Source organism: Eubacterium sp. SB2, from assembly GCF_001244405.1.
GTDB classification, from domain to species: domain Bacteria; phylum Bacillota; class Clostridia; order Lachnospirales; family Lachnospiraceae; genus Faecalicatena; species Faecalicatena contortus_B.
The window spans coordinates 2,295,100-2,317,150 of sequence record NZ_LN865153.1 but is presented as its reverse complement, the minus strand read 5'-3'; the positions used below and the strand labels follow the sequence as shown (position 1 = coordinate 2,317,150).

18 protein-coding genes are annotated in these 22,051 nt (G+C 37.7%); all 18 read left to right on the top strand.

Annotated features, from left to right (window positions below):
* The first annotated feature begins 117 nt into the window (after positions 1-117).
* The 18 genes from BN1938_RS22620 to BN1938_RS22535 all read left to right on the top strand — a co-directional run bounded on the left by BN1938_RS22620 (position 118) and on the right by BN1938_RS22535 (position 21,923).
* Positions 118-1,116 (top strand): glycosyltransferase family 2 protein, encoded by a 999-nt coding sequence (locus tag BN1938_RS22620; protein ID WP_050642642.1) that lies wholly within the window; start codon positions 118-120, stop codon positions 1,114-1,116.
* Positions 1,117-1,127: 11 nt separating this feature from the next.
* Positions 1,128-2,150 carry a glycosyltransferase family 2 protein gene (locus BN1938_RS22615; RefSeq protein WP_050642641.1) on the top strand — a complete coding sequence of 341 codons (1,023 nt, stop codon included), beginning with the start codon at positions 1,128-1,130 and terminating at the stop codon, positions 2,148-2,150.
* Positions 2,151-2,158: 8 nt separating this feature from the next.
* Positions 2,159-3,616, top strand: a complete 1,458-nt coding sequence (locus BN1938_RS22610; protein ID WP_050642640.1) for a flippase — start codon at positions 2,159-2,161, stop codon at positions 3,614-3,616.
* Between the two features lies 1 nt (position 3,617).
* Positions 3,618-5,429 carry a hypothetical protein gene (locus BN1938_RS22605; RefSeq protein ID WP_050642639.1) on the top strand — a complete coding sequence of 604 codons (1,812 nt, stop codon included), beginning with the start codon at positions 3,618-3,620 and terminating at the stop codon, positions 5,427-5,429.
* A gap of 71 nt (positions 5,430-5,500) precedes the next feature.
* The gene (rffA, locus tag BN1938_RS22600; RefSeq protein WP_050642638.1) at positions 5,501-6,628 is read left to right on the top strand and encodes a dTDP-4-amino-4,6-dideoxygalactose transaminase; all 1,128 of its coding nucleotides are present in this window, start codon (positions 5,501-5,503) and stop codon (positions 6,626-6,628) included.
* A gap of 65 nt (positions 6,629-6,693) precedes the next feature.
* On the top strand, positions 6,694-7,851 hold the full coding sequence (locus tag BN1938_RS22595; RefSeq protein ID WP_050642637.1) for an ATP-grasp domain-containing protein: 1,158 nt from the start codon (positions 6,694-6,696) through the stop codon (positions 7,849-7,851).
* A gap of 280 nt (positions 7,852-8,131) precedes the next feature.
* A complete protein-coding gene (locus tag BN1938_RS22590; RefSeq protein WP_050642636.1) occupies positions 8,132-10,087 on the top strand; it encodes a hypothetical protein in 1,956 nt (651 codons plus the stop codon).
* Between the two features lie 16 nt (positions 10,088-10,103).
* Positions 10,104-11,396 carry an ATP-binding protein gene (locus tag BN1938_RS22585; RefSeq protein WP_050642635.1) on the top strand — a complete coding sequence of 431 codons (1,293 nt, stop codon included), beginning with the start codon at positions 10,104-10,106 and terminating at the stop codon, positions 11,394-11,396.
* Positions 11,397-11,439: 43 nt separating this feature from the next.
* Complete coding sequence (locus BN1938_RS22580) at positions 11,440-12,438, top strand: glycosyltransferase (RefSeq protein ID WP_050642634.1); 999 nt, start codon at positions 11,440-11,442, stop codon at positions 12,436-12,438.
* Between the two features lie 35 nt (positions 12,439-12,473).
* Positions 12,474-13,712 (top strand): lipopolysaccharide biosynthesis protein, encoded by a 1,239-nt coding sequence (locus BN1938_RS22575; protein ID WP_050642633.1) that lies wholly within the window; start codon positions 12,474-12,476, stop codon positions 13,710-13,712.
* Positions 13,709-15,076, top strand: a complete 1,368-nt coding sequence (locus BN1938_RS22570; RefSeq protein ID WP_050642632.1) for an MmgE/PrpD family protein — start codon at positions 13,709-13,711, stop codon at positions 15,074-15,076. Before BN1938_RS22575 ends, BN1938_RS22570 begins: the two co-directional genes overlap by 4 nt.
* Before the next feature lie 28 nt (positions 15,077-15,104).
* Positions 15,105-15,998 carry a hypothetical protein gene (locus BN1938_RS22565; protein ID WP_050642631.1) on the top strand — a complete coding sequence of 298 codons (894 nt, stop codon included), beginning with the start codon at positions 15,105-15,107 and terminating at the stop codon, positions 15,996-15,998.
* Positions 15,999-16,012: 14 nt separating this feature from the next.
* Entirely contained in the window at positions 16,013-17,044 is a 1,032-nt protein-coding gene (locus BN1938_RS22560; RefSeq protein ID WP_050642630.1) for an Ldh family oxidoreductase, read from the top strand.
* Between the two features lie 92 nt (positions 17,045-17,136).
* Entirely contained in the window at positions 17,137-18,294 is a 1,158-nt protein-coding gene (locus BN1938_RS22555) for an HpcH/HpaI aldolase/citrate lyase family protein (protein ID WP_050642629.1), read from the top strand.
* A gap of 9 nt (positions 18,295-18,303) precedes the next feature.
* On the top strand, positions 18,304-18,807 hold the full coding sequence (locus BN1938_RS22550; RefSeq protein WP_050642628.1) for a fumarate hydratase C-terminal domain-containing protein: 504 nt from the start codon (positions 18,304-18,306) through the stop codon (positions 18,805-18,807).
* Between the two features lie 12 nt (positions 18,808-18,819).
* Positions 18,820-19,668 (top strand): fumarate hydratase, encoded by an 849-nt coding sequence (locus BN1938_RS22545; RefSeq protein ID WP_050642627.1) that lies wholly within the window; start codon positions 18,820-18,822, stop codon positions 19,666-19,668.
* Between the two features lie 32 nt (positions 19,669-19,700).
* Complete coding sequence (locus tag BN1938_RS22540) at positions 19,701-20,795, top strand: sugar-transfer associated ATP-grasp domain-containing protein (RefSeq protein WP_050642626.1); 1,095 nt, start codon at positions 19,701-19,703, stop codon at positions 20,793-20,795.
* A gap of 66 nt (positions 20,796-20,861) precedes the next feature.
* Positions 20,862-21,923, top strand: a complete 1,062-nt coding sequence (locus BN1938_RS22535; protein ID WP_050642625.1) for an acyltransferase family protein — start codon at positions 20,862-20,864, stop codon at positions 21,921-21,923.
* Positions 21,924-22,051 lie beyond the last annotated feature (128 nt).

Below are 22,051 nucleotides of genomic sequence, written 5' to 3'. Positions count from 1 at the left end.
TCTGCGGAAAAGCCGCAGATTAATATATAGAATGGCGGCAGCTGTTTCTGGATTTGAACAGCTGAGAACCATAAAAAACTGGTGATAAACTCTGCCAGGAAGTGAGGAAATATACACATGGTATTGGTAAGTGTTGTAGTTCCTGTGTATAATGTGCAGGATTTTCTTGAAAAGTGTGTAAAAAGTATAAAAGCACAGACATATCAGGAGTTGGAAATTATACTGGTGGATGATGGGTCCACGGATCGCAGTAATGAGATGTGTGACAAATTTGCACAGGAAGACTCCAGAATTCGGGTAATCCATAAGAAAAACGGGGGACTGAGCGATGCACGAAATGTGGGGGCAGGACAGGCTGCAGGAAAATACCTTTTTTTCCTGGACAGTGATGACTATGTGGACAGCAGGCTAATTGAGAAAGCAGTGGCGGCAGCAGAAAAATTTGACAGTGACATCGTATATTTTGACTATAAACGGATGGAACCAAATGGGGATGTTGAAGTATGTGCCTGTAATCTCCCGGAGATGCGTCCTATCAGCCTTAAGACGAACCCGGAGCTGATGCTGCAGACACTTTCTGTGTGTGCGAAACTGTTCCGCCGGGACTTTTTTACCAAAACAGGCCTGTTTTTCCCGGTAGGATACCGCTATGAGGACCTGGGGACGATTCCCAAATTAGTTCTCACGGCAGACAATGTTGTATATTTAAGAGAACCGTTGTATTATTATATGATAAGGGAAGGCTCTATTACCACCGGCACGGAGGATGAAAAGAATTACACCCACAGAAGAAAAATGGTGGAGGGGGTTCTGGACTATTATCGGGAAAACGGACAGTTTGAGACTTTCCACAGGGAACTGGAGTATCTGACATTTTATAATATGTATTTTATTCCTGCCAGGGAAATGATATATCATGACAGGAAAAGTCCCTATGTGAAAAAGTGCAGGGATTTAACCGCAAAACTGTTTCCCGGGTTTCGAAAGAATCCTTATATAAAAAATATGGGCAGGAAAGAAAAAATACAGTTCTGGATACTGGAAAAAGGGCAGTTCTGGATGATGAATGTACTGTCCTGGGCGAGAAAACAGTCGGACAAGATGAGAAGACGATAGGAGAAAAGACAATGGATAAGGTATTATCAGTAGTTATTCCATCATACAATGTGGAACGTTTTTTAAGGCAGACACTGGATTCTTTTCTGGATGAAAGAATATTGAAGGATATAGAAGTGTTGATTGTAGATGACGGCTCTTCAGACGGTACGGCTGCAATAGGAAAAGAATATGAGAACAGATATCCGGACAGCATCCGCCTGATTTCGAAGAAAAACGGCGGGCATGGTTCCACAATTAACCGTGGGATAGAGGAATGCAGAGGGACATACTTTAAAGTGGTCGATGGCGATGACTGGGTAGATACAGATGGATTTGTCTGTATGGTGGAGAAACTGAGAACGTGCAGCGCAGACTATGTTGTATGTAATTATTATGAGGTGGACGATCAGACAAAAGAGAGGACACCGCGTGAGTTTAAAATGCTGCAAAGGGAACAGGGCAGCGGGGAATACTGGGATTTTAGTGATATTGTAACAAAGACACAGATCCCAATGCATTCGCTGGCAATCCGCTCGGCAATTCTCAAGGAACATCATATCCGGCTGGACGAGCACTGTTTCTATGTTGATGTAGAATATATTTTGTATCCGGTTCCCTATGTGGAAAAGGTTGCTTATTTTGATATTTATGTTTATATGTACCGTCTGGCTCAGGCGACACAGAGTGTCAGCATGCAGGGATATCAGAAGCACATACAGAATCATATAGATGTGATCATGCATCTGACAGATTTTGTTACGGAATATGCAAAACAAGAGGGGAGCCAAAAAGAAAAAATTGAGTATATTTCAAAACGGATTGCGGAGATGGTAGGGGAGCAGATTACGATCTTCATGAGTTATCCGGTTGAGAATGAGGAAATGAAGCAGAAGTTTATAGAATTTGACCAAGAACTGCTCTCTAAAAATCCCGAGATATACAGACTGGCGGGGCAGGAGAGCGGGACATTAAGTCTTTTGCGGCGCACAGGGTTCAAGGGATATAAGACAATAGTAAAAATGGGGAAAAAAAGAAACGGGATGGAAGGATAACAGGCATTATGAGAATCCGTTCAGTAAAATTTAACTTCATAATGAATTTTCTCCTGACAGCATCATCCATTATATTTCCGTTGATTACTTTCCCTTATGTATCGAGGGTTCTGCAGGCGGCGGGAAATGGAAAAGTAGCATTTGCCACAGCGGTTCTGACCTATTTTACAATGTTTGCATCTCTCGGTATTCCAACATATGGGATACGCGTATGTGCTCAGGTAAGAGATGACAGGGAAAAGCTTTCCAGGACAGTACAGGAACTGTTGATTATCAATACCGTTACTATGGTGATCGTCTATGCGGTATTTGCAGTTATGGTGTTTCTTGTCCCTGAATTTGCGAAAGAGAAGGAATTGCTGTTTATTAACAGTATCACGATGGTGCTGAATGTGTTCGGTGTCAGCTGGCTCTACAGTGCGTTAGAACAGTATGCATATATTACCGCATGTTCCCTGACATTTAAAGTCATCTCCATTGTTATGATGTTTGCGTGGGTAAAAAATCCGGGAGATTATATTATTTATGGTGCAATTACTGTATTTGCATCTGCCGGTTCTTACGTGTTGAACTTTATAAATCTGCATAAATATGTTACATTAAAGAAGAAAGGTCCCTATAACTTTAAACGGCACTTAAAGCCTATAGGAATCTTTTTTGCCATGTCTGCCGCTACCAGTGTATATACCAATCTGGATGTTGTTATGATCCAGTTTATAAAAGACGAGACCGAAGTAGGGTATTATAATGCAGCAGTCAAAGTGAAGACGATACTAGTCAGCCTGATAACTTCACTCGGAACGGTTCTGCTTCCCAGGCTGTCTTTTTATGTGAAACAGAAAGAGCAGGATGCCTTCCGGAAAACAATTGTAAAGGCATTCAATTTTGTTTTGATTCTGGCCTCTTCCGTTATGCTTTACTTCATGATATTTGCGCGGGAGACCATTTTGACATTGTCGGGAAGCGAATATCTTCCGTCTATTCTGCCGATGATATTATTAATGCCAACGGTTCTATTTATCGGTCTGTCAAATATTACAGGCATCCAGATCCTCACCCCTCTGGGAAGAGAAAGGGAAGTGCTGATTTCCATTATCTGCGGCGCGGTTGTGGATTTTGTGCTGAATCTGGTATTGATAGGAAGATACGGAGCTTCGGGAGCTGCTTTCGCAACGCTGCTGGCTGAATTGATAGTTTTGGCAGTGCAATGTGTTTATCTGAAAGACATGCTGAGCAAAGTAGTCAGAGAGATCAGCCTGGGCAAAACAGCGGCGGCACTGACTGCTGCAGGAATTGTAGGAGGCGTGCTCAAGATGCAGCTGGAACTGCCTTCGTTTATAATGATCTGTATAACGGGCGTTGCTTTTTATGGTGTGTTTGGTATGGCGCTTCTTCTATTGAAAGAACCATTTATCTTGGAAATGTGGGAAATGGTGAAAAATATGCTTTATAAAGGATACAAATAGGATGATGAATAAAAGTATAAATAGGATACATGACAGGATAAGCCCTGTCTGGGATAAAGTGAAAAAACATAATCTTTTGACGGCAGTCATCATAAATGCCGTCTTTCTGGCACTCGTACTTGTATTCTGCGAGATTAAATACGAGACCTCGGATGATTATATTATGGCTGCGATCATGTCCGGAGCCTACAGCGGCACACCGAATCCGCATATGATATTTATTAATATCTTATGGGGGTATCTTTTGCTGCCGTTTTATTACCTGGTTCCGCAGATCAGCTGGTATCTGATCGCGCAGCTGGCATTGTGTTACTGTGCATTTACGGCGGTTACTTATCTGATGCTGAAGAGGCTGGATACGATTATGGGTATCATGCTTTCCGTTTTATTTATTACTTTTTTTTCAGATGATGCATATATTATGGTTCAGTTTACAAAAACAGCAATACTGGCGGTGATGGCGGGGAGTATCCTGTTTTTGTGGGCATTGTTCCATGATGAGAGGTGCAGGAAACGGGAGATTGCCGCGGGGGCGGTGCTTGTAGTTGCGGGGAGCTTGATACGGTATAGTGTGATTTATATAGCCGGTGGGTTTCTGTTACTGATATTGCTTGTTGAATTTGTACAACTATTTCGTTGCGGAAGCGAAGGAAAATGGAGGAAGTTTGTGCAAATTGCTGTTTGTGGTGTTATACTTATAGGGGCAGTAGTAAGTGCTAAGCAGATTGACCGGTATATATATAATAGTAATCCCGAATATAAGTATTTTAGAGAGTATAGCAGTGCCCGGGGAGGAATTGTAGATAAAAAAGATTATGGATATGAAGCATGCGAGGAAGAATATAAAGAATTAGGTCTTTCTGAAAACGATTACGTTTTATTAAGAACTTGGAATTTTGCCGATCCAGATTTTTATACCTTGGAACTGCTGCAGAAGGTGGAGAAAATTGTAAATGATTATCAGAGTGATATGGTGATCGACAGGGACTATATAAAATATGAACTAGGTAAAAGAAACTATTGGAAATATTCAGTTCTATGGGCATGTGCGATATTAGTTCTGCTTACTATTATTTTTAATAAAAATTATTGGTGGGCCTCACTTATTTTGTCAGCAGGTGCATACTTTTACCTGTGTTATTTTGTGGCGACAGGTAGAATAGTTTACAGGATTGAATATGCGGTCTTTTTGGGATTATTTTTAGCAATAGTTTACTTCTGGACGAAAAAAAATTGTCGATTTTTGCAAAACAAATTGGAATTGTGTAATGTATGTGGTATATTATTACTGGTGTTTTGTGTATATCAAATGCCCACCTATCGTCTGAATAATTGGGCTGAGTGGATCAATGGGGCAGAATATAAAACCTATGTTGAAGAACGTTTTTATAATTCTTGGGATTATGACAACAGAAGGTATAGGGGGTCAGTTTATAACGAGTCGGCATTCCCGAATTTAGAAAAAGAGATTGGGACACACCAGGGTAATTTCTACTTCCTTAATTTTAGTACTACTGTTCAGACTTTATATCTTGCGCATAATCCTTTTGAAAGTGGCGAGAAAGCAGAAGGGATTAATAGTTCTTTTTTATGTGGAGTCACAGTAAATTTCCCGGATACGCTCAGGAAATTGGATGAAAATGATATTAAAAATCCTTTAAAAGCGTTGATCGAAGATAATGTATATTTGGTAGACAATCTATATCAGGATAGAATCTATGAATATTTAAAGGAACACTATTATCCTGATGCTAGGCGAAACCTATATAAGACTGCTGATGGTTTTCAGATTTGGAAATTTTATAAAGAATAAAAAAGATTAATAAAAGGCAGTTTTAACTGACAAATGCTTATAGTAAATACTAATCTAAGGAGAAATGAGAGATGATTACTTTTAATCGGCCACCGTGTGGTCAGAATGCAATGATATATTTAAAAGAGGCAATTGATAATCATAAAATTTGTGGGGATGGAGCGTTTACTAAAAAATGCAGCAGCTGGCTTGAAGAATGTACAGGTTCAAGTAAGGTTTTATTAACTACATCTTGTACTCATGCTACAGAAATGTCCGCATTATTGACGGATATAAAGCCAGGTGATGAAGTTATTATGCCGTCCTACACGTTTGTATCCACAGCAGACGCTTTTGTACTTCGTGGTGCCAAAGTGATTTTTGTAGATGTCCGGCCAGATACTATGAATATTGATGAAAATCTGATTGAAAATGCAATTACAAAGAAAACTCGGGCAATAGTTCCGGTTCATTATGCAGGAGTTTCCTGCGAGATGGATACAATTATGAATATCGCAGATCGATATAAATTAGCAGTTATAGAGGATGCTGCACAGGGAATTATGAGTACATACAAAGGAAAAGCTCTTGGGACAATAGGGGATTATGGCTGCCTGAGCTTTCATGAGACAAAGAATTTCAGTATGGGTGAGGGCGGAGCATTGCTTATTCGCGACTTAAAAAATGTAGAGCGCGCCGAGATTATTAGAGAAAAAGGGACAAACAGAAGTAAATTTTTCCGCGGGCAAATAGACAAATATACATGGGTAGATGCAGGTTCGTCCTATCTTCCCAGTGAGTTGAATGCCGCGTATTTGTGGGCACAGTTAGAAGAAGCAGATAAAATTAACCAGTTCCGACTGGAATGTTGGAACACATATTATAACATGTTGGAGCATCTTGAAAAGAAAGGGAAGATAGAACGGCCCGTTATTCCTGATTGGTGTAAGCACAATGGCCATATGTTTTACATCAAAGTCAGAGATATAGAAGAACGTACATTACTGATTCGATATTTAAAAGAGAATGGAGTAAATGCGGTATTTCATTATATACCTTTACATAAAGCGCCAGCTGGGCGTACCTTTGGAGAATTTCGAGGAGAGGATAGGTTTACCACTAAGGAAAGTGAACGTTTATTGCGCTTGCCTATGTATTATGGCCTTGAACAAAAGGAAATAGAAAAAGTATGTACAACTTTAGAAAAGTTTTGGGAGTAAGAAAGATTGGCATTAAAGATAAAGCAGAAAAATGAGATTGTTTAAAATAGATAAACGAGGTAAATATGAAAGATAAACTTGTGATTATTGGTGCAGGAGAATTCCAAAATCCCTTAATACTTAAGGCGAAAGAGATGGGGTTAGAAACGCATGTTTTTGCCTGGCAGTCGGGTGATGTCGGAGAGAGAAGTGCAGACTACTTTTATCCCGTCAGTATTATTGAAAAGGAAAAAATATTAGAAATATGTAAAGATATAAATCCTAGAGGGGTCACCTCGATAGGTTCTGATTTAGCAACAATCACAGTTAACTATGTTGCAAGGAATCTCGGATTGGTTTGCAACCCACCTGAAAATGATTGCTGTTCCACTAATAAGTATCTAATGCGAGAGGCAATGAAAAGAGCAGGCGCCAGAACCCCAATGTTTATAAAGTTAGATGCACAAGATTCGAAAGATATCCCGGATGAGATGAAATATCCTGTAATTGTGAAGCCTACTGACCGTTCAGGCAGCCGTGCTGTGAGTAAAGTATTTAATTATAAAGAATTGCTTACTGCTGTTGAGGCAGCAGCAGCTGAGTCATTTGAAAAGAGAGCAATTTGCGAAAGCATTATCGAAGGAGAAGAGTTTAGTTGTGAATGCATCTCTTATAAAGGTGAACATCATATACTTGCATTTACGAAAAAATATACAACAGGGGCTCCTCATTATATTGAGACTGGACATATTGAGCCGGCCTTAATTTCTAAAGAAATTTTGGAGGATGTTAAAAAAGAAGTCTTTATCTGCCTTGATGCTCTGCATGTAACTTATGGAGCTTCTCACAGTGAGTTTAAAATTGATTCCGATGGAAAAGCAAGAATAATAGAAGTTGGGGCCAGAATGGGAGGAGACTGTATAGGTTCTGATCTGGTGTGGATTTCTACAGGATATGATTTTATGAGAATGGTGATTGATATTGCATGCGGAAAAGAACCAATACTAAAACGAGAAGAAAAAGATGATATTGCTTTTATCCGTTTTATATTCAATGATTATGATCAGCAAATGATTGAAGAATTTTTGAAAAGCGAGCCAGTGACCTGCATTAGAAAAGAAGTGAAAGCAATTGGCAAAACACCTGTAAAAGATAGCTCCACTCGGTTTGGATATTATATCATGAAGAGTAATGAGCGAGTTTGTGTGGAAAAATTATTTAACAAAAGATCAATTGAACATTGAAAATAAGTTTTAATAAAGGTGTGTGCCAACAAAACGGTGTCTTCTTCTTATTTTTGGGAAATTGAATAAAAAGGTTTTTAAAAGATAGCGTCAATAATTGACAAATTAAAAAGATGTCTTTATAATAGAAATGTTTTGTAAACGTTTATACGTTCAATAGGACATTACTGTGCTATCAGCGGCTCTTTGAGTTACTTTATTTTACAGTCGGAGAGTAAATACATTTAAATTTAATGTATAGCAGAGGAAAATGTAACATCTTACCAGGAGGATTTTTGATTTGGATAAAAACGCTAATAAGAAGCAGATAAGTGCTAAACCTAAAAGTGTAAAAGAAATAGTTCTTGAACTTTATGCATCTAATTCAGGAAGATGGCTGCTAGCTTTTTTGGTTTGTATATTGTGTATAGGAGTAGTGGTCATTACCAGGCCTATTTTTTTCTATTTACATGATACTAATATGATGAAAACATATAGCGGTTATCGAACTGGGATTCCTACAGCAGAGCATACTTATGGAAATATGTTTATTGGCTATCTTATGTATGGGCTTTATTCTTTGAGCATGGCAGTGCCTTGGTATACAATACTTACATTAGGTGTATTGTTTTTTAGTATTGTGATTATTGGTAAATGCATTTTTACTGTTGCTTATAAGAAAAACCTGGCTATTAGATGGCCGTTATGTTTATTTATACTACTTTTTATCATCGCATTTTATTATCAGGTAGCGGTTATTCTTTATACAGTTAACGCTACCATTGTTTGTTGTGCCGCAATTGCGCTTATATTTGCTGCATTTCATGAAGATAGCAGTAGAATACAGATTACAGATTTTGTTCTTAGCTGTATCTGGATACTTCTAGGTTCTTTCATCCGTTATTCATCATATGTCGCATCTGCATGTTTTTGGGCACTTGCCTTAGTCATGTGTATTTTATCTAAAATATTTATCCATAAGAGACAGCAAAAGAAAACAGAAAAATCGGCTGAGAATGAACGAGCAACCGGTTTTAATCAAACCAGTTCATTAAAAATAGGTTATCGTAGATTCGTTGTGTACGTCTTAGCACTCATCATAGTTATAGTTAGTGCAAAAGGCTTAAACTTATTAGGTGGACAGTTAAGGAAAAATGCTTTCCCTGACGGCTTTTATGAATTAAATAAGTATAGAGCCAAATTTATGGATTATAATACTATTCCATATAATGAAGCACCAGAGTTTTTTGAGAAAATAGGCTGGTCAGAAGTTTTTTATGATCTTGTAAAGAAAGATTACTTTATGGATAGTAAATACAATACAGAGAATTTAAAAAGTATCTATGAGTATTCTGTACAGGAAGATGCGACTAAGAATGATATCAGAGCTATTTGGGAATTAGGGTGTGATACAGGCGTTCTGACGAATGTAGGACTATCCCTTACTTGTGCCATAGGTGCGGCCTTCATTATGCTTTTAATCATCTTGTTGACCAGAAGACGCAGGTTAGATATACTGCCTTCATTTTTATGTGGTGGGTTTGCATTTGGCGGATGTTTAATATTGTGTGTTTACTTATGCTGGCAGGGAAGATTTCCATTAAGGGCGTATCAGACTGTAGCCTTCCCAACATTAGTTACGATGGTTTTTTCTATTCTATTAATGTTATCTTTTGAGAGAAAACCGAAATCAATCAGCAATGTTTTACAAAATGAAACCGGAAAACATCCTGTAATATTAAGTATAACGCATTATATCTTAGTAGGGGGGATGTCCCTGGCTCTTGTGATGTCTTTTGTGGCTTCAATGCAGGCAAGTTATGATAAGGCTGAGATTAATCGATATACCAGAGATAATATGAGATACGGAGCTATGGTTCGTTATGCGCAGTCTCATAAAGAAAATATTTATATACATGATATCACTATTTCCGGAGATGAACGTATATATATTAATTCAAGTAAAGAAAACGCTGTAAATTTAATACTTTGGGGTGGAACTAATGTTTATACGGCTTCTTATAACAAACAGCTTATTAGTTTAGGAAAAGAGCAGCTTCTTACAGAAAATCTATTTGATGAAGATGTGTATTATATGACTGGAGAAGGAGATGAATATATGTATACTCTATGGGAATATCTGACAGAAGAGTATGGAGAAGTGTTATTCACCCAAGTTGATTATCTGGAAGAGGGGGTCCGGATATTTAAAATTAGTAAAAATACGGATAGCTCAATGTATAATTTCTATGGATGAGATGAGGAGAACTAAAATGAAGGAATTGACAGGAAAAAGACTGCTTGTGTTAGGTGGAGGATTGGCATCCTATGATGTAGTGAAAACAGCTAAGGCGGCTGGCGTTTATACGATCGTTGCAGATTATTATGAAAGTGGCGCCGCGAAAGAAATAGCTGAAGAAGCGATTACTGTCAGCACAGTTGATATAGAGGCACTTTCCAAAATTGTAAAAGATAAAAAAATAGATGGGGTTTTTTGCGGCCCGAGTGAGTTTAATCTGCTTAATGCGCTTAAATTGTGCAAACATGCAGGGCTTCCTTTTTATGCGACACAGGAACAGTGGGATCAATGCTCTAATAAAGCGGTATTTAAGGATTTGTGCAGGAAATATAATGTTCCATGTGTACCCGAATATCATATCACAGACAAATTTTTGGAAGAAGATCTAAAAAAAATAGTATATCCGGTTATGGTGAAACCAGTTGATTCATCCAGTTCAAGAGGTATCTCTGTATGCCAGAATCGGAAAGAACTGATAAAGGCTTACAGAGAAGCTTTAAAATTTTCTGTTCAAAAGCAAGTTATAGTGGAAAAGTATATAGCTAATGATATTGCATTTGCAGCAAGATATCTTGCATATAAAGGGGAGATCTATCTCTTACTGGCAAATGACCGTTATATGGTTGATCCGATAGGACGTGAGGCCCTTATCAGTGGCGTTGCTGTCTATCCTTCTAAACTAACAAAAAATTATATTGAAAGCATTAATGAAAATGTAAGAAAGATGTTTAAGGGAATTGGCCTTAAAGACGGAGCATTTTTTATGCAGGCATTGATAGATCCGGAGGATGGTCAGATTTATTTTCATGAAATGGGGCTTCGTTTAAGCGGCGGTCTTACCTATACGATTACTGGACCGACAACTGGTATTAATGATATGCTTATGATGATCAGACTGGCACTTGGGGAAGAACTCTGTACAACGGAAGAGATTTCAAAGGTGGATCCATATTTAAACGGTAAAGTGGCTATTTCTTTGTGCGTACCACTAAGAACAGGAATAATTGGCAGTATCGAAGGTGTTGAGGAATGCTTGTCGAACTTGCAGCTATTGGATTATATACAATATTATCATGAAGGAGACGAGATCACTCCACAGAAAATAGGTACTTTAGATCAGCATTTTTGCAGGGTTAAGTTTTTAGTAGATGGATATAGTGAGGCTGCTGAAACTATTAACTATATACAAAATACGATAACGATAAGTGATACAAATAATAAAAATATGATCTTCATGAAATTTGATACGGACAGATTGCGCCCTTAACTTTCGAAAATTAATATAGTGTTCTATAGAAAGGGAATAAAAAATGCTTATATCTATTGCAATACCATGTTATAAATCTGCGAAAACTATTTCAGAAGTAGTGCATAACATTGACTTGGTTTTTCAGAAAAATTCGGAATACGATTATGAAGTCATTTTGGTGAATGATGGATCACCAGACAATACATTTGAAGTGATTCACCATATCTGCCAGAATAACGATAAGGTGACGGGGGTGAACCTGTCCAAAAATTTTGGACAAAGTGCTGCTAAAATGGCTGCAATACCTTATGTTAATGGCAGTATCTTGGTGTATATGGATGATGATGGTCAGCATCCAGCTGAGGGTATTTTTTCTCTTGTCGATAAGGTGAGAGAGGGGTATGATATTGTTTATGCACACTTTGCAAATAAAAAGCATAGTTTATTTAAACGGATGACAAGTTCACTGCATAACTGGATATTGTATAAAACAGGTTCAAAGCCCAAAGATATACAGCTCTCCAGTTTTTTTGCGTTAAGCTCTTTTTCAATTGAAACCATGAAAAATAGTGAGTGCCCTGTAATCGCTGTTGCTGCTTATCTTAGAAAACTTACCACTAAGATAACAAATATTGAAATGCCCCATTTATCAAGAAAAGAGGGGAGATCTGGATACACGCTGAAGCGTTTATTTGACTTATGGAGTAAATCCATTACTTCTTTTAACACAGCGCTTCTGCGCTTAGCTATGAATACGGGCATATTTTGCGGTTTTTTAGGAGTTCTAGGGGCTCTATTAATTATTATCAGAAAGTTAATTCATCCAAATATGACAGCAGGATATGCATCACTTATGGTTGTTATGCTTGTTTTATGTGGAGCTATTATGTTTTTAATTGGTATTGTTGGAGAATATATAGGAAAGATGTATTTAATTTTATGTAAATTACCTCCATATAAGATTAGGGATGTAGTGAAAGCGGGAAGTATCGAAAATACACGAATTGTCAATGCTGATGAAGAAAGATTATCAGATGCCAGTGATAATAAGCCAGAATAAACGATATTTGAAATCGAGATTGAGCAGGTATTCAATTGATTAAAAAAATGTTAGGGAAAAAAATAAAATTAGCAGGTGACCTGGTATATACGGTTTCTGCGACTGTTGTGATGCAGGTGGCTTTACAGCTTATAATTTATCCATTAATAAACAGATTTTATGGCGAGAATGTTACGGGTGATATACTATATTTTATCGGTATTGTTTATATCTTTCCACAGGCTGTAGGTACTGCAATTAATAATACAAGACTGGTTACCAGAAAAACCATGGATTCTTCCAATGGGGATTATGCCGGTATTCTTGCAAGCATGAGTGCAATAACAGCAGTAGTATGCTTTGCCATCAGCTATGTAGGAAATACGGGGATCATATTTTCATTACTATTTGCAATTTTTTCTGTTGTTTATACTATACGGATGTATGCACAAGTTGAATTTCGTCTGAGGTTAAATTTTAGGGGATACTTCATTTATTATGCAATTACCAGTGTTGGATATGTAATTGGTTTTCTATTATATATGTTGACTGGTATATGGCTGTTAATATTTTTTACCGGAGAACTAATAGCTATAGGATATTCAATATGGAAAGGGGACATATTTAAAAAAGAGACAGCTATTGGACAAGCAAAGCATTTATATAAAACGATGAGTATGATACTATTATCAACATTAGTGCGCGATGGAATTACGCAGTTTGATAAAGTTATACTGCGATTGTTAATCAGCGCAGAATCTGTTACACATTATAATGCTCTGTCACTTGTTGGAAAATCAGTTCAAATGTTAGTGAATCCTGTTAATACCCTAATTTTATCATACCTTTCAGCAAAAGAAGCAAAGTTAAGCCGTAAGTTTTTTAAAAAGTTTTTATTCTGTAGTTTAGGTGTAGGTATTATAATGCTGGTGGCCTGTCAGATAGCAACACCAATCTACATAAGATTGTTCTATAGTAGTTTTTATGATGAAGTTATGCCATATTCACTGCTTGTAAACAGCGGTCTGATCATGGGATTTATAAGCATGTTATTTACAGCGTTAATATTATCTCAGGGTAAGACAAAAACATATACTGCTATACAGACTGTGTGGGGCGGATGTTATATGATTCCGGCATACTTTCTTACACAGTCATATGGTATTGTCGGATTGGCGTCAGTAACGCTGGTAGTGAATACAGTTAAACTTATTGTAACTGTAGTGATATCTGGAACAATTTTATCTCAGGTTGATAAGCAAGAGAAAATAAAGAACTTGGGGGTTGATGAATGAAAGAATATACGGAGGGGAATATGAACATTTCTGAAAGATTCGTGGACTTCATTTCTGGAAAAGCTGAGATGCTTAATACGGAAGAACTTGTTAGAGAAAGTAAGTTATGTATATTGGATTATCTGGGGTGTGCTTTAGCTGGGGGAAGTATACTAGAGGGCAGTATTGATAAGTTACTAACCGAACTTGGAGGAATAGGGAATACACCTATTATAGGGAAACAAACGGGCTGTGATCCAATGAGTGCAGCCCTGTTAAATGCTATGTCGGCACATGCAGTAGAGCTCGATGACGGACATCGTTATGGAATGCTTCATCCGGGAGCACCGGTTATTTCTGCTTTGATATCGGCGGCTTCAGCAGGTATTGTTCAGAATGGCCAGGCTTTTATAAAAGGAGTTATAATTGGATATGAGGTAACATGCCGTCTTGCACAGGCTATACAGCCAGGTCATAAATTGAAAGGATATCATGGAACCGGTACGTGCGGAAACATAGGGGCGGCAATGGCCATAGGGATTGCTGCCGGTTTTTCAAGACAGCAGTTATTAAGTACAATTTCTGCGGCGTCTACTTCGGCTTCAGGTTTGCTGGAGATGATTGATGACTCATCGCAATTAAAGCCCTACAATGTAGGACAGGCAGCAATGAATGGATATCTGGCATCCTGTATAGGCGCCAGCGGGTTACAGGGACCTAAAGATCCACTTGGCGGAAATCGGGGATTTTTTAAGGCGTTGGCAGATGAAGTTAATGAAGACAAATTACTAACGGAAGAAGCAACATTTAAAATCCAGCAACGGTATACGAAGGCGTACGCTTCATGCCGTCATTGTCATCCGGCAGTAGAAGCGGCACTTAAGCTGACTAATACTTTTGAGCTGGATGCAGATGAGATAGAGAGAATCAATGTTAACACGTATAAACTGGCAATTCAGGGGCATGATTTGCAAAAAGCTGATTCAATTAGTGCTGCAAAAATGAGTACACCATTCGCAGTTGCAGCGGCAATTGTGAAAAGAAAAGCTGGGTTGGAAGCTTTTACAGATGAAACGATCAGAGACGATAGGATTAAAAAAATATCGAGTAAAGTAATTATAGCAGAAGATAAAGATTTGACAGCATTGTCACCGGGAAAACGTGCGGCTATTGTTGAGTTTCACTTAAAAGACGGGCGGATATTGAATAGGCGTGTGGACTATCCATTAGGAGAACCAGAAAATCCTATGAGTGAAGAGGGATTAAAAGATAAATACCTTTCTTTAGGAAGATATTCTGGCAGGAGTGATGACGAGCTGCTGAACCTTATGAGCGTAACAGAAAAATTGAATGATAATCTGAAGGAATGGTTAGACTTATTGTAATAATTATATTTTTGAAAGGCAGGTAAAAATGAAAGAAACAAAAGAGTTTTTAAAAAGTATCGGATTACCAGCAGGAGATGCATATGATCTACCCGTATCGGAAAAAAGATTTACAGATGGTGCACAGTACCGCTTTGAGGTTCCTGGAATACAGGGGCCAGGTCCTATGAAAGTGCTTTTGGAAGAGTTAGATAGAAATGACATGTTTATACATCGTGTAACACAAACAATTGGTATTATGAGAATAACTGATGAAGAAATAGAGACTATGGTTGGACTGGCGGAGCAATATGCTGTAAATCTTATATTAGCTATCGGACCAAGAGCAGTCTATGATACCAGCGCATCTGTACATACGTCAGAAGGACAGCGTATGGGATACCGCCTGCGCGGCCAGGATCAGATTGTCAGGGCAATTGAAGATGTAAAGAGGGCTGCCCGTTTTGGCTGCAGATCATTCATGGTATATGATGAAGGATGCCTTTGGGTATTGAATGAAGCAAGAAAGCAAGGTGAAATTCCAAAAGACTGTAAATTCAAAGTATCAGCACATACTGGACATGGTAATCCATGTTCTGCCAAGTTAATGGAAAGTATCGGAGCTAACTCATTTAATCCAGTACGTGATATTCAATTACAGATGCTCTCTGCCATAAGGCAGGCTATTGATATACCGATTGATATACACACTGAAAATCCAGCGTCATCAGGCGGCTTCATTCGACATTACGAGGTTCCTGAAATGATACGTGTTGCGGCGCCGCTTTACCTAAAGACAGGTGGCTCCGTTGCTCAGACACACAGTTGGGAGTCGACGGATGCGGATGCAAAGAAAAGAGCGAAGCAGATCTTATTGGTTAAACGTGTTATCGATGAATATTGCCCTGATGCAGTTTGTTCGCCTCGTGGTTCTATTGATTAATCGGAGGAGACAGCATGGCTATTTTAAGTGTTGAAAAAATATATGCAGTATCCAAGGCTATACTTATGAAAAAAAATGTGCCGGAGCAGCAAGCGGGGATTATTGCGGATACAATTGTGGATGCTCATAGAAAAGAAAAACATACTCATGGTTTAGGACGTCTGGCAATATATATAAGGAAAATTGATAGTGGACAAATGGATGCAGATACCAAACTGACTGTAGTGCGGGATAATCCTGCAGTCACTGTATTGGATGCACATAATGGTTTTGGTCAGGTTGCCGCATATCAGGGGATGAATCTTTGTATTGATAAGGCATCAAAGTATGGTGTGGGAATTGTAGGTGTCAGGGATAGTAATAGTTTTGGTGCAGCCGGATATTATGGTGAATTAGCCGCTCAAAGGAATATGATCGGAATAGTAATGGGCAATTCATCACAGGCACTGGCCCCGGAGGGCGGCAGTAAAGCAATTCTTGGAACAAATCCAATTTGCTTTTCTTTTCCAGGAACAGAAAAATATCCTCATATTATTTTGGACATGGCATGTTCTGTTGCTGCCAGAGGCAAAGTAAGGCTGGCAGCCAAGAATGGCGAAAAGATCCCCTTAGATTGGGCAAAGGATATGAATGGAAATCCAACAGATAATCCAGAGGAAGCTCTTAAAGGTTCCATGAATTCTATTGGCGGTTATAAGGGGTTTGGGCTGGCAATCGCAGTAGATATCTTGGCCGGATTGCTGACAGGTTCGGCTTTTGCAGATGAAGTGAAAGCGCTAAATACTCCGATTGGTTTTTCTCGTTATGGACATTTTTTATGTGCTGTCAATCCAGAATTCTTTATAGAAACTGAAGAATATAAGCTGCGGATAGAACACTTAGTAGAGAGCATTAAGTCCTGCGGTGATCCAGGCAATATATTTATGCCTGGTGAGAGGGGCTATAAGCATAGCCTAAAGAATAAAGATACTGTTCAGATCAAGGATACTATTATAAACGGAGTGAACGACCTTGCAAATAAGTTGTGCGTAAGTGAGTTATGCTGATTTTATGTAAAGATTAAAATAGCTAAAATTAACGCATTACGTTTTCAATAAAAAAGGCAATAACTACATTTGGCAGATGGAGGAGATATATTATGCAACATCACAGATATAACCCGAACTACAAGTTTTTTCGTGAGCCGGCAAATTTTACTCGCTCAACAAATAGGGAGCTATTACAATATTGTCTCGGTGCAGCACTTTATATGCCCGCATTTCAGAATTTTGCGGAGATTGTAATAACTAAAAAATATTCTTGTATGACTACTATGGTCATGTGCTTTGAAGATGCAGTTAAAGAGGAAGATGTCCCCATGACTGAAGAAAGTGCACTACAGAATCTTGAGGAACTTTATGTTGCTAGACAGGAGGGGCGTCTTTTAGAGGGGGATATTCCGCTCATGTTTTTCAGAGCCAGAACAGTAGAACAGTTCAAAAGATTTGCGGCCAAGCTGGAACCAAAATATTATGAATTTATTGCCGGATTTGTATTTCCCAAATTTAATTCCTATACAGGAGATGATTTTTATGAGATACTTGAACAAGTGAATGAACGATCAGAGTATATTGTTTATGGGATGCCGATTCTTGAGGGGCGCGAGTTGGCGTTAAAAGAGGGCAGAATTGAAGAGCTTCATAAGGTGAAAAAAATTATAGATAATAATAGAGAACATACACTTAATGTCCGAGTTGGAGCTACTGATTTTTCGTCTACTTTTGGAGTAAGGAGAGGAATTGACTATACAATTTATGACATTCTAACTGTCAGAGACTGCCTTCTAGATATTTTAAATACCTTTATAAGGGATTGTGAATATGTTGTATCTGGGCCAGTATGGGAATATTTTTCTTCCAATTGGGAACAGCGTTACGAAAATAAGTTCAAGAAACTTCCTCCCTCAGAAACTATTCATACGTCATTGATTCAGAATAAAACTATAATAGATACCGCTATTGACGGACTTTTACGTGAGACTATGATTGACAGAGCAAATGGATTTATTGGAAAAACAGCAATTCATCCATCCCATATTAGATTCGTTAATGCTCTACAGGCAGTGACCCGTGAAGAATATGAGGATGCCTGCCAGATATTAAATACTGGAGGCGGGGTTATTAAAAGTAAGAATTCAAATAAAATGAATGAGATTAAGCCTCATACCAATTGGGCAAAAAGAGTAACTATGAGGGCCGAGGCGTTTGGTGTTCTTGAAAATGAAAAAGAATATTTAGAACTGATAAAGCCAAAATAGGAGGAAAAAATGATTAATCTAAAGACACCTTTAAGTGACGAAATAATATCAGGACTTAAGGTCGGAGATATGATTACAATATCAGGCAAAATTTATACGGGGCGTGATGCAGTTCTTCCAAGGCTTGTTAGATTGGCAGCAGATGGCAGGCTGGAGGAATATGGAATTAATCTACAGGGCAGTGTAATGTTTCATACAGCGGTCAGCCCTGCCGGAGTGGGCCCGACATCAAGCAATAAATTTGAAATAGAATCTAGTTTTGAAATATTGTCGCAGGAAGGTGTTAAGATTCATTTAGGAAAAGGGGCAATCAGTCCGGAGACTGTTCAAAAATTACATGAGAATAATGCTGTATTTGCAGTAATTGCTCCTGTCACGGCTTTACTGGAAAGTAAAACAAAAGATAAGAGAGTGATTGCCTTTCCAGAATTGGGAATGGAAGCATTGCATGAAATTGTAGTGGAAGAATATCCGGCAATTATCGCGGCAGCGCATAATCAAACAGTTTATTAATGAGGTGAAAAAATGAATTATCAGGAATTAGTTAATATAACAAAACATACTTTGATTAGGGCTGCATCATCTTTTACAACGGACAAAACTGAAGCTTATAAACAAGCTATCGCCGGGGAATCTAATAGTCAGGCTAAGTGGATCATGGAAAGCATGCTTGAAAATGCAGTTGTTGCGGCTGAGAGAGTAGGCCCTTTATGTGACGATACCGGGATACCGCATGTTATGCTGGAAGTAGGAAAGAATAGAACTGTGACAGGTGAATTGCTTGAAGCAATTAGAGAAGGGGTGGCAGAAGGACTTCGGCAGTTGCCGGGAAGACCTATGGCTATAATGGGTGATGAAAGACAAAGACTGGATCAGTCAGGCGGATTAGATATTGATTCAGGTGCACTTGAGATAGCACCTGTTTTAATCAGACCTGCAAAGGATGATGTACTTAGACTTCATATATTAATGCAAGGGGGTGGGCCAGAGATACGTTCAAAAACATATCGAGTTTTTCATAAGCATGATGTATCTGTAATTGAACAGGAAATTATTGAATGGGCCAAGGAATCTGTAAAGATGTTGGGATGTACTCCAACAACATTAGCGGTGGGGATAGGCAGATCACATTATGAAGCCACTTCTTTAATGATTGAAGCCATGGCCAAGGGGGACTATGCAAAACAGTCAACTATGGAAATGAGAATCACAGAAGGGGTGAATGAATCCAATGTCGGCCCGTTGGGGTTAGGCGGAACCACTGTTTTGTCCACATTCTTGCGGGTAGGTCCACAAAGGGCAAGTGGAGTCAGAATCGTATGTATGCGTCCTTGTTGCTGTTGTGAACCGAGAAGAGCATATTCTGATTTATAAAATCAAAAGATACTACAGGATAGGTACTAATTATGGAGAAAATTTATGAATCCTTTCTTTTGTCCGCGGGAGAATGTTTCAAAAGCAAAAATTTATTGGCGCAGGCATATGGCAAAGTTGTTGTTTGGCTGTTGTCATATATTTTTCATATAAAACATTATAATAAAGATGCTATAATAAAAGAAATAAAGTTGCAGGCTCCTCAGAGGATATTGGATAAGAGATTATTACGAAAAATTAAAAGAGCGTATTTTAGGTATAGGTGTTCAGCTAGAGAATATTTAGTGTATGATTTTGAAAATAAAACACCAAAGGAAATCAAATCTTATTTATTAGATATTCAGAAAATTGTTTTAATAACACTTATCAATAACCGGAAGGTATTAAAAACATTGAATGCAAAGCAAAAGGCATATGAAGTTTTTAAACCATATTATAAAAGGGAAATATTATTCGTAAGTAATAAATATCCGGTTTCACTAGAAGAATTCAGCATTTTTACAAATAAACACAAAGAGTTTATTTGTAAACCTTCAAATATGTCTTTGGGCAGAGGAATCAAGAAGTATAATATAGCTGATTTTTCTTCTGTTGAGGAAGTGTATACAGAAATTCAAAAAAGGCAGCCAGTTATTTTGGAAGAATTATTATATAATGATGAAACTTTTGCAGCTTTTCATCCTGAGTCACTTAATATTGTCAGAGTAATTGCCTTTAAACTAAAAAGCGGTAAAATTCAAATTCAAAGAGCATATTTAAGCGTTGGTCAAGGTGATAAAGATTACGCAAATGCTGCCTCTGGTGCCATCGCAGTCCCAATTGACTTAGATACAGGATTGACTTATGGAATCGGAGTTACAGAAGGACTTGATAAATATAATATTCATCCGGACAGCGGTATCGAATTAAATAATTATCAGATTGAGCATTGGAATGAACTTTTAGAATTGGTACAGGAATTAGCGACAGTTATGCCAGATGTAAAATATGTTGGCTGGGATATTGCTTTAACCCCAAATGGCTGGGTCGTTGTTGAAGGAAATGGAAATGCGGGGCAGATGCTGTATCAAGTAATGGATTCTAAGAGTGTTTTTGATGAGTTTATGAACTTTTATATGAGAACCTGAGTGTAAAAGACTATTAATCAGAGAGCTTGTTTTAAAGGTTCATAAATTTTATAATAGGTAAAAGGTATGACTAAAGAACACACTAATATATGTAAAGGATTAGCAATATTAATGATGTACATGCATCATTTATTTTATAGTGCAAAAACATATGAAGGTTTTGAAGTTGTTTTTGCTCCTTTCTCAGAAGATAGAATACTTTGGCTGGCAAGAGGATGTAAAATCTGCGTTGCTATTTTTGTATTGCTAACAGGATATGGTTACGCAAAATCAGCAAAAATGCAGAGGCAAGATCCTCAAAAAAGTGATGGAATTAAGCGTTATTTTAGAATAATGTTTGGATTTTGGTTTATTTTTATTATTGGACAAATTACTGGTTTTCTGGGACGAGACTGGATTGCAGTGTATGGAGAAAATTTAAGTGAACGTATTATATACATAATAATAGACGCACTTGGTTTAGCAAATTTATTTGGTACGCCAACTTTTAATCCTACATGGTGGTACTTAACTTATGCTATATTATTGGTATTTTTGACTCCCGTGATTGTGAAACTGGTCCGAAAATTGGGAGGAACTTTAATAATAATAGCTATATTTTTGCCAAGAGTTCTTGGTATAGAAACAGATACGACGTTTATGCGTTATTTCTTTACTTTAATTCTTGGAGTATATTTCGCAGAATATAATATATTCGAAAAAATATATGCTTGGTTTAAGAAAAAACGGATAATCGAATTTGGTATTTGGTTATTAGCTCTGATTATAACAGTATTCCTTTGGTATAGAACAAAATGGTTTAGTATTTTTGACGGATGTGTAGCTATCTGTATATGTTACTGTGCATTACGTTATATTTCACATATTCCTATTCTAAACAAATGTTTGGCGTTTATTGGAGTACATTCTATGAATTTATTTATGTTACATACATTTATTTATAGTTATTATTTTAAAGACTTCATTTATTCTTTTAGGTACTGGTGGGCGATTCTATTAGTACTATTAGTAAGCACACTTTTTATATCGGTCCTATTAGAACAAGTTAAAAGATTAATAAAATATAATGAATTAGAGGCAAACTGTATAAAAAAGGTTACAAAATTAGTGAATACATTAGAGAATTAAGCGCTTTCATTCTGAAGGCTCATGTAATATTACACATCAGGTCCGTGCAGAGCACTGGAGCAAAATCATGAATGAATGCATAAACAGCGGGATGTCTAAAACTGCTTGGTGCAGAGCTAATGGGGTCT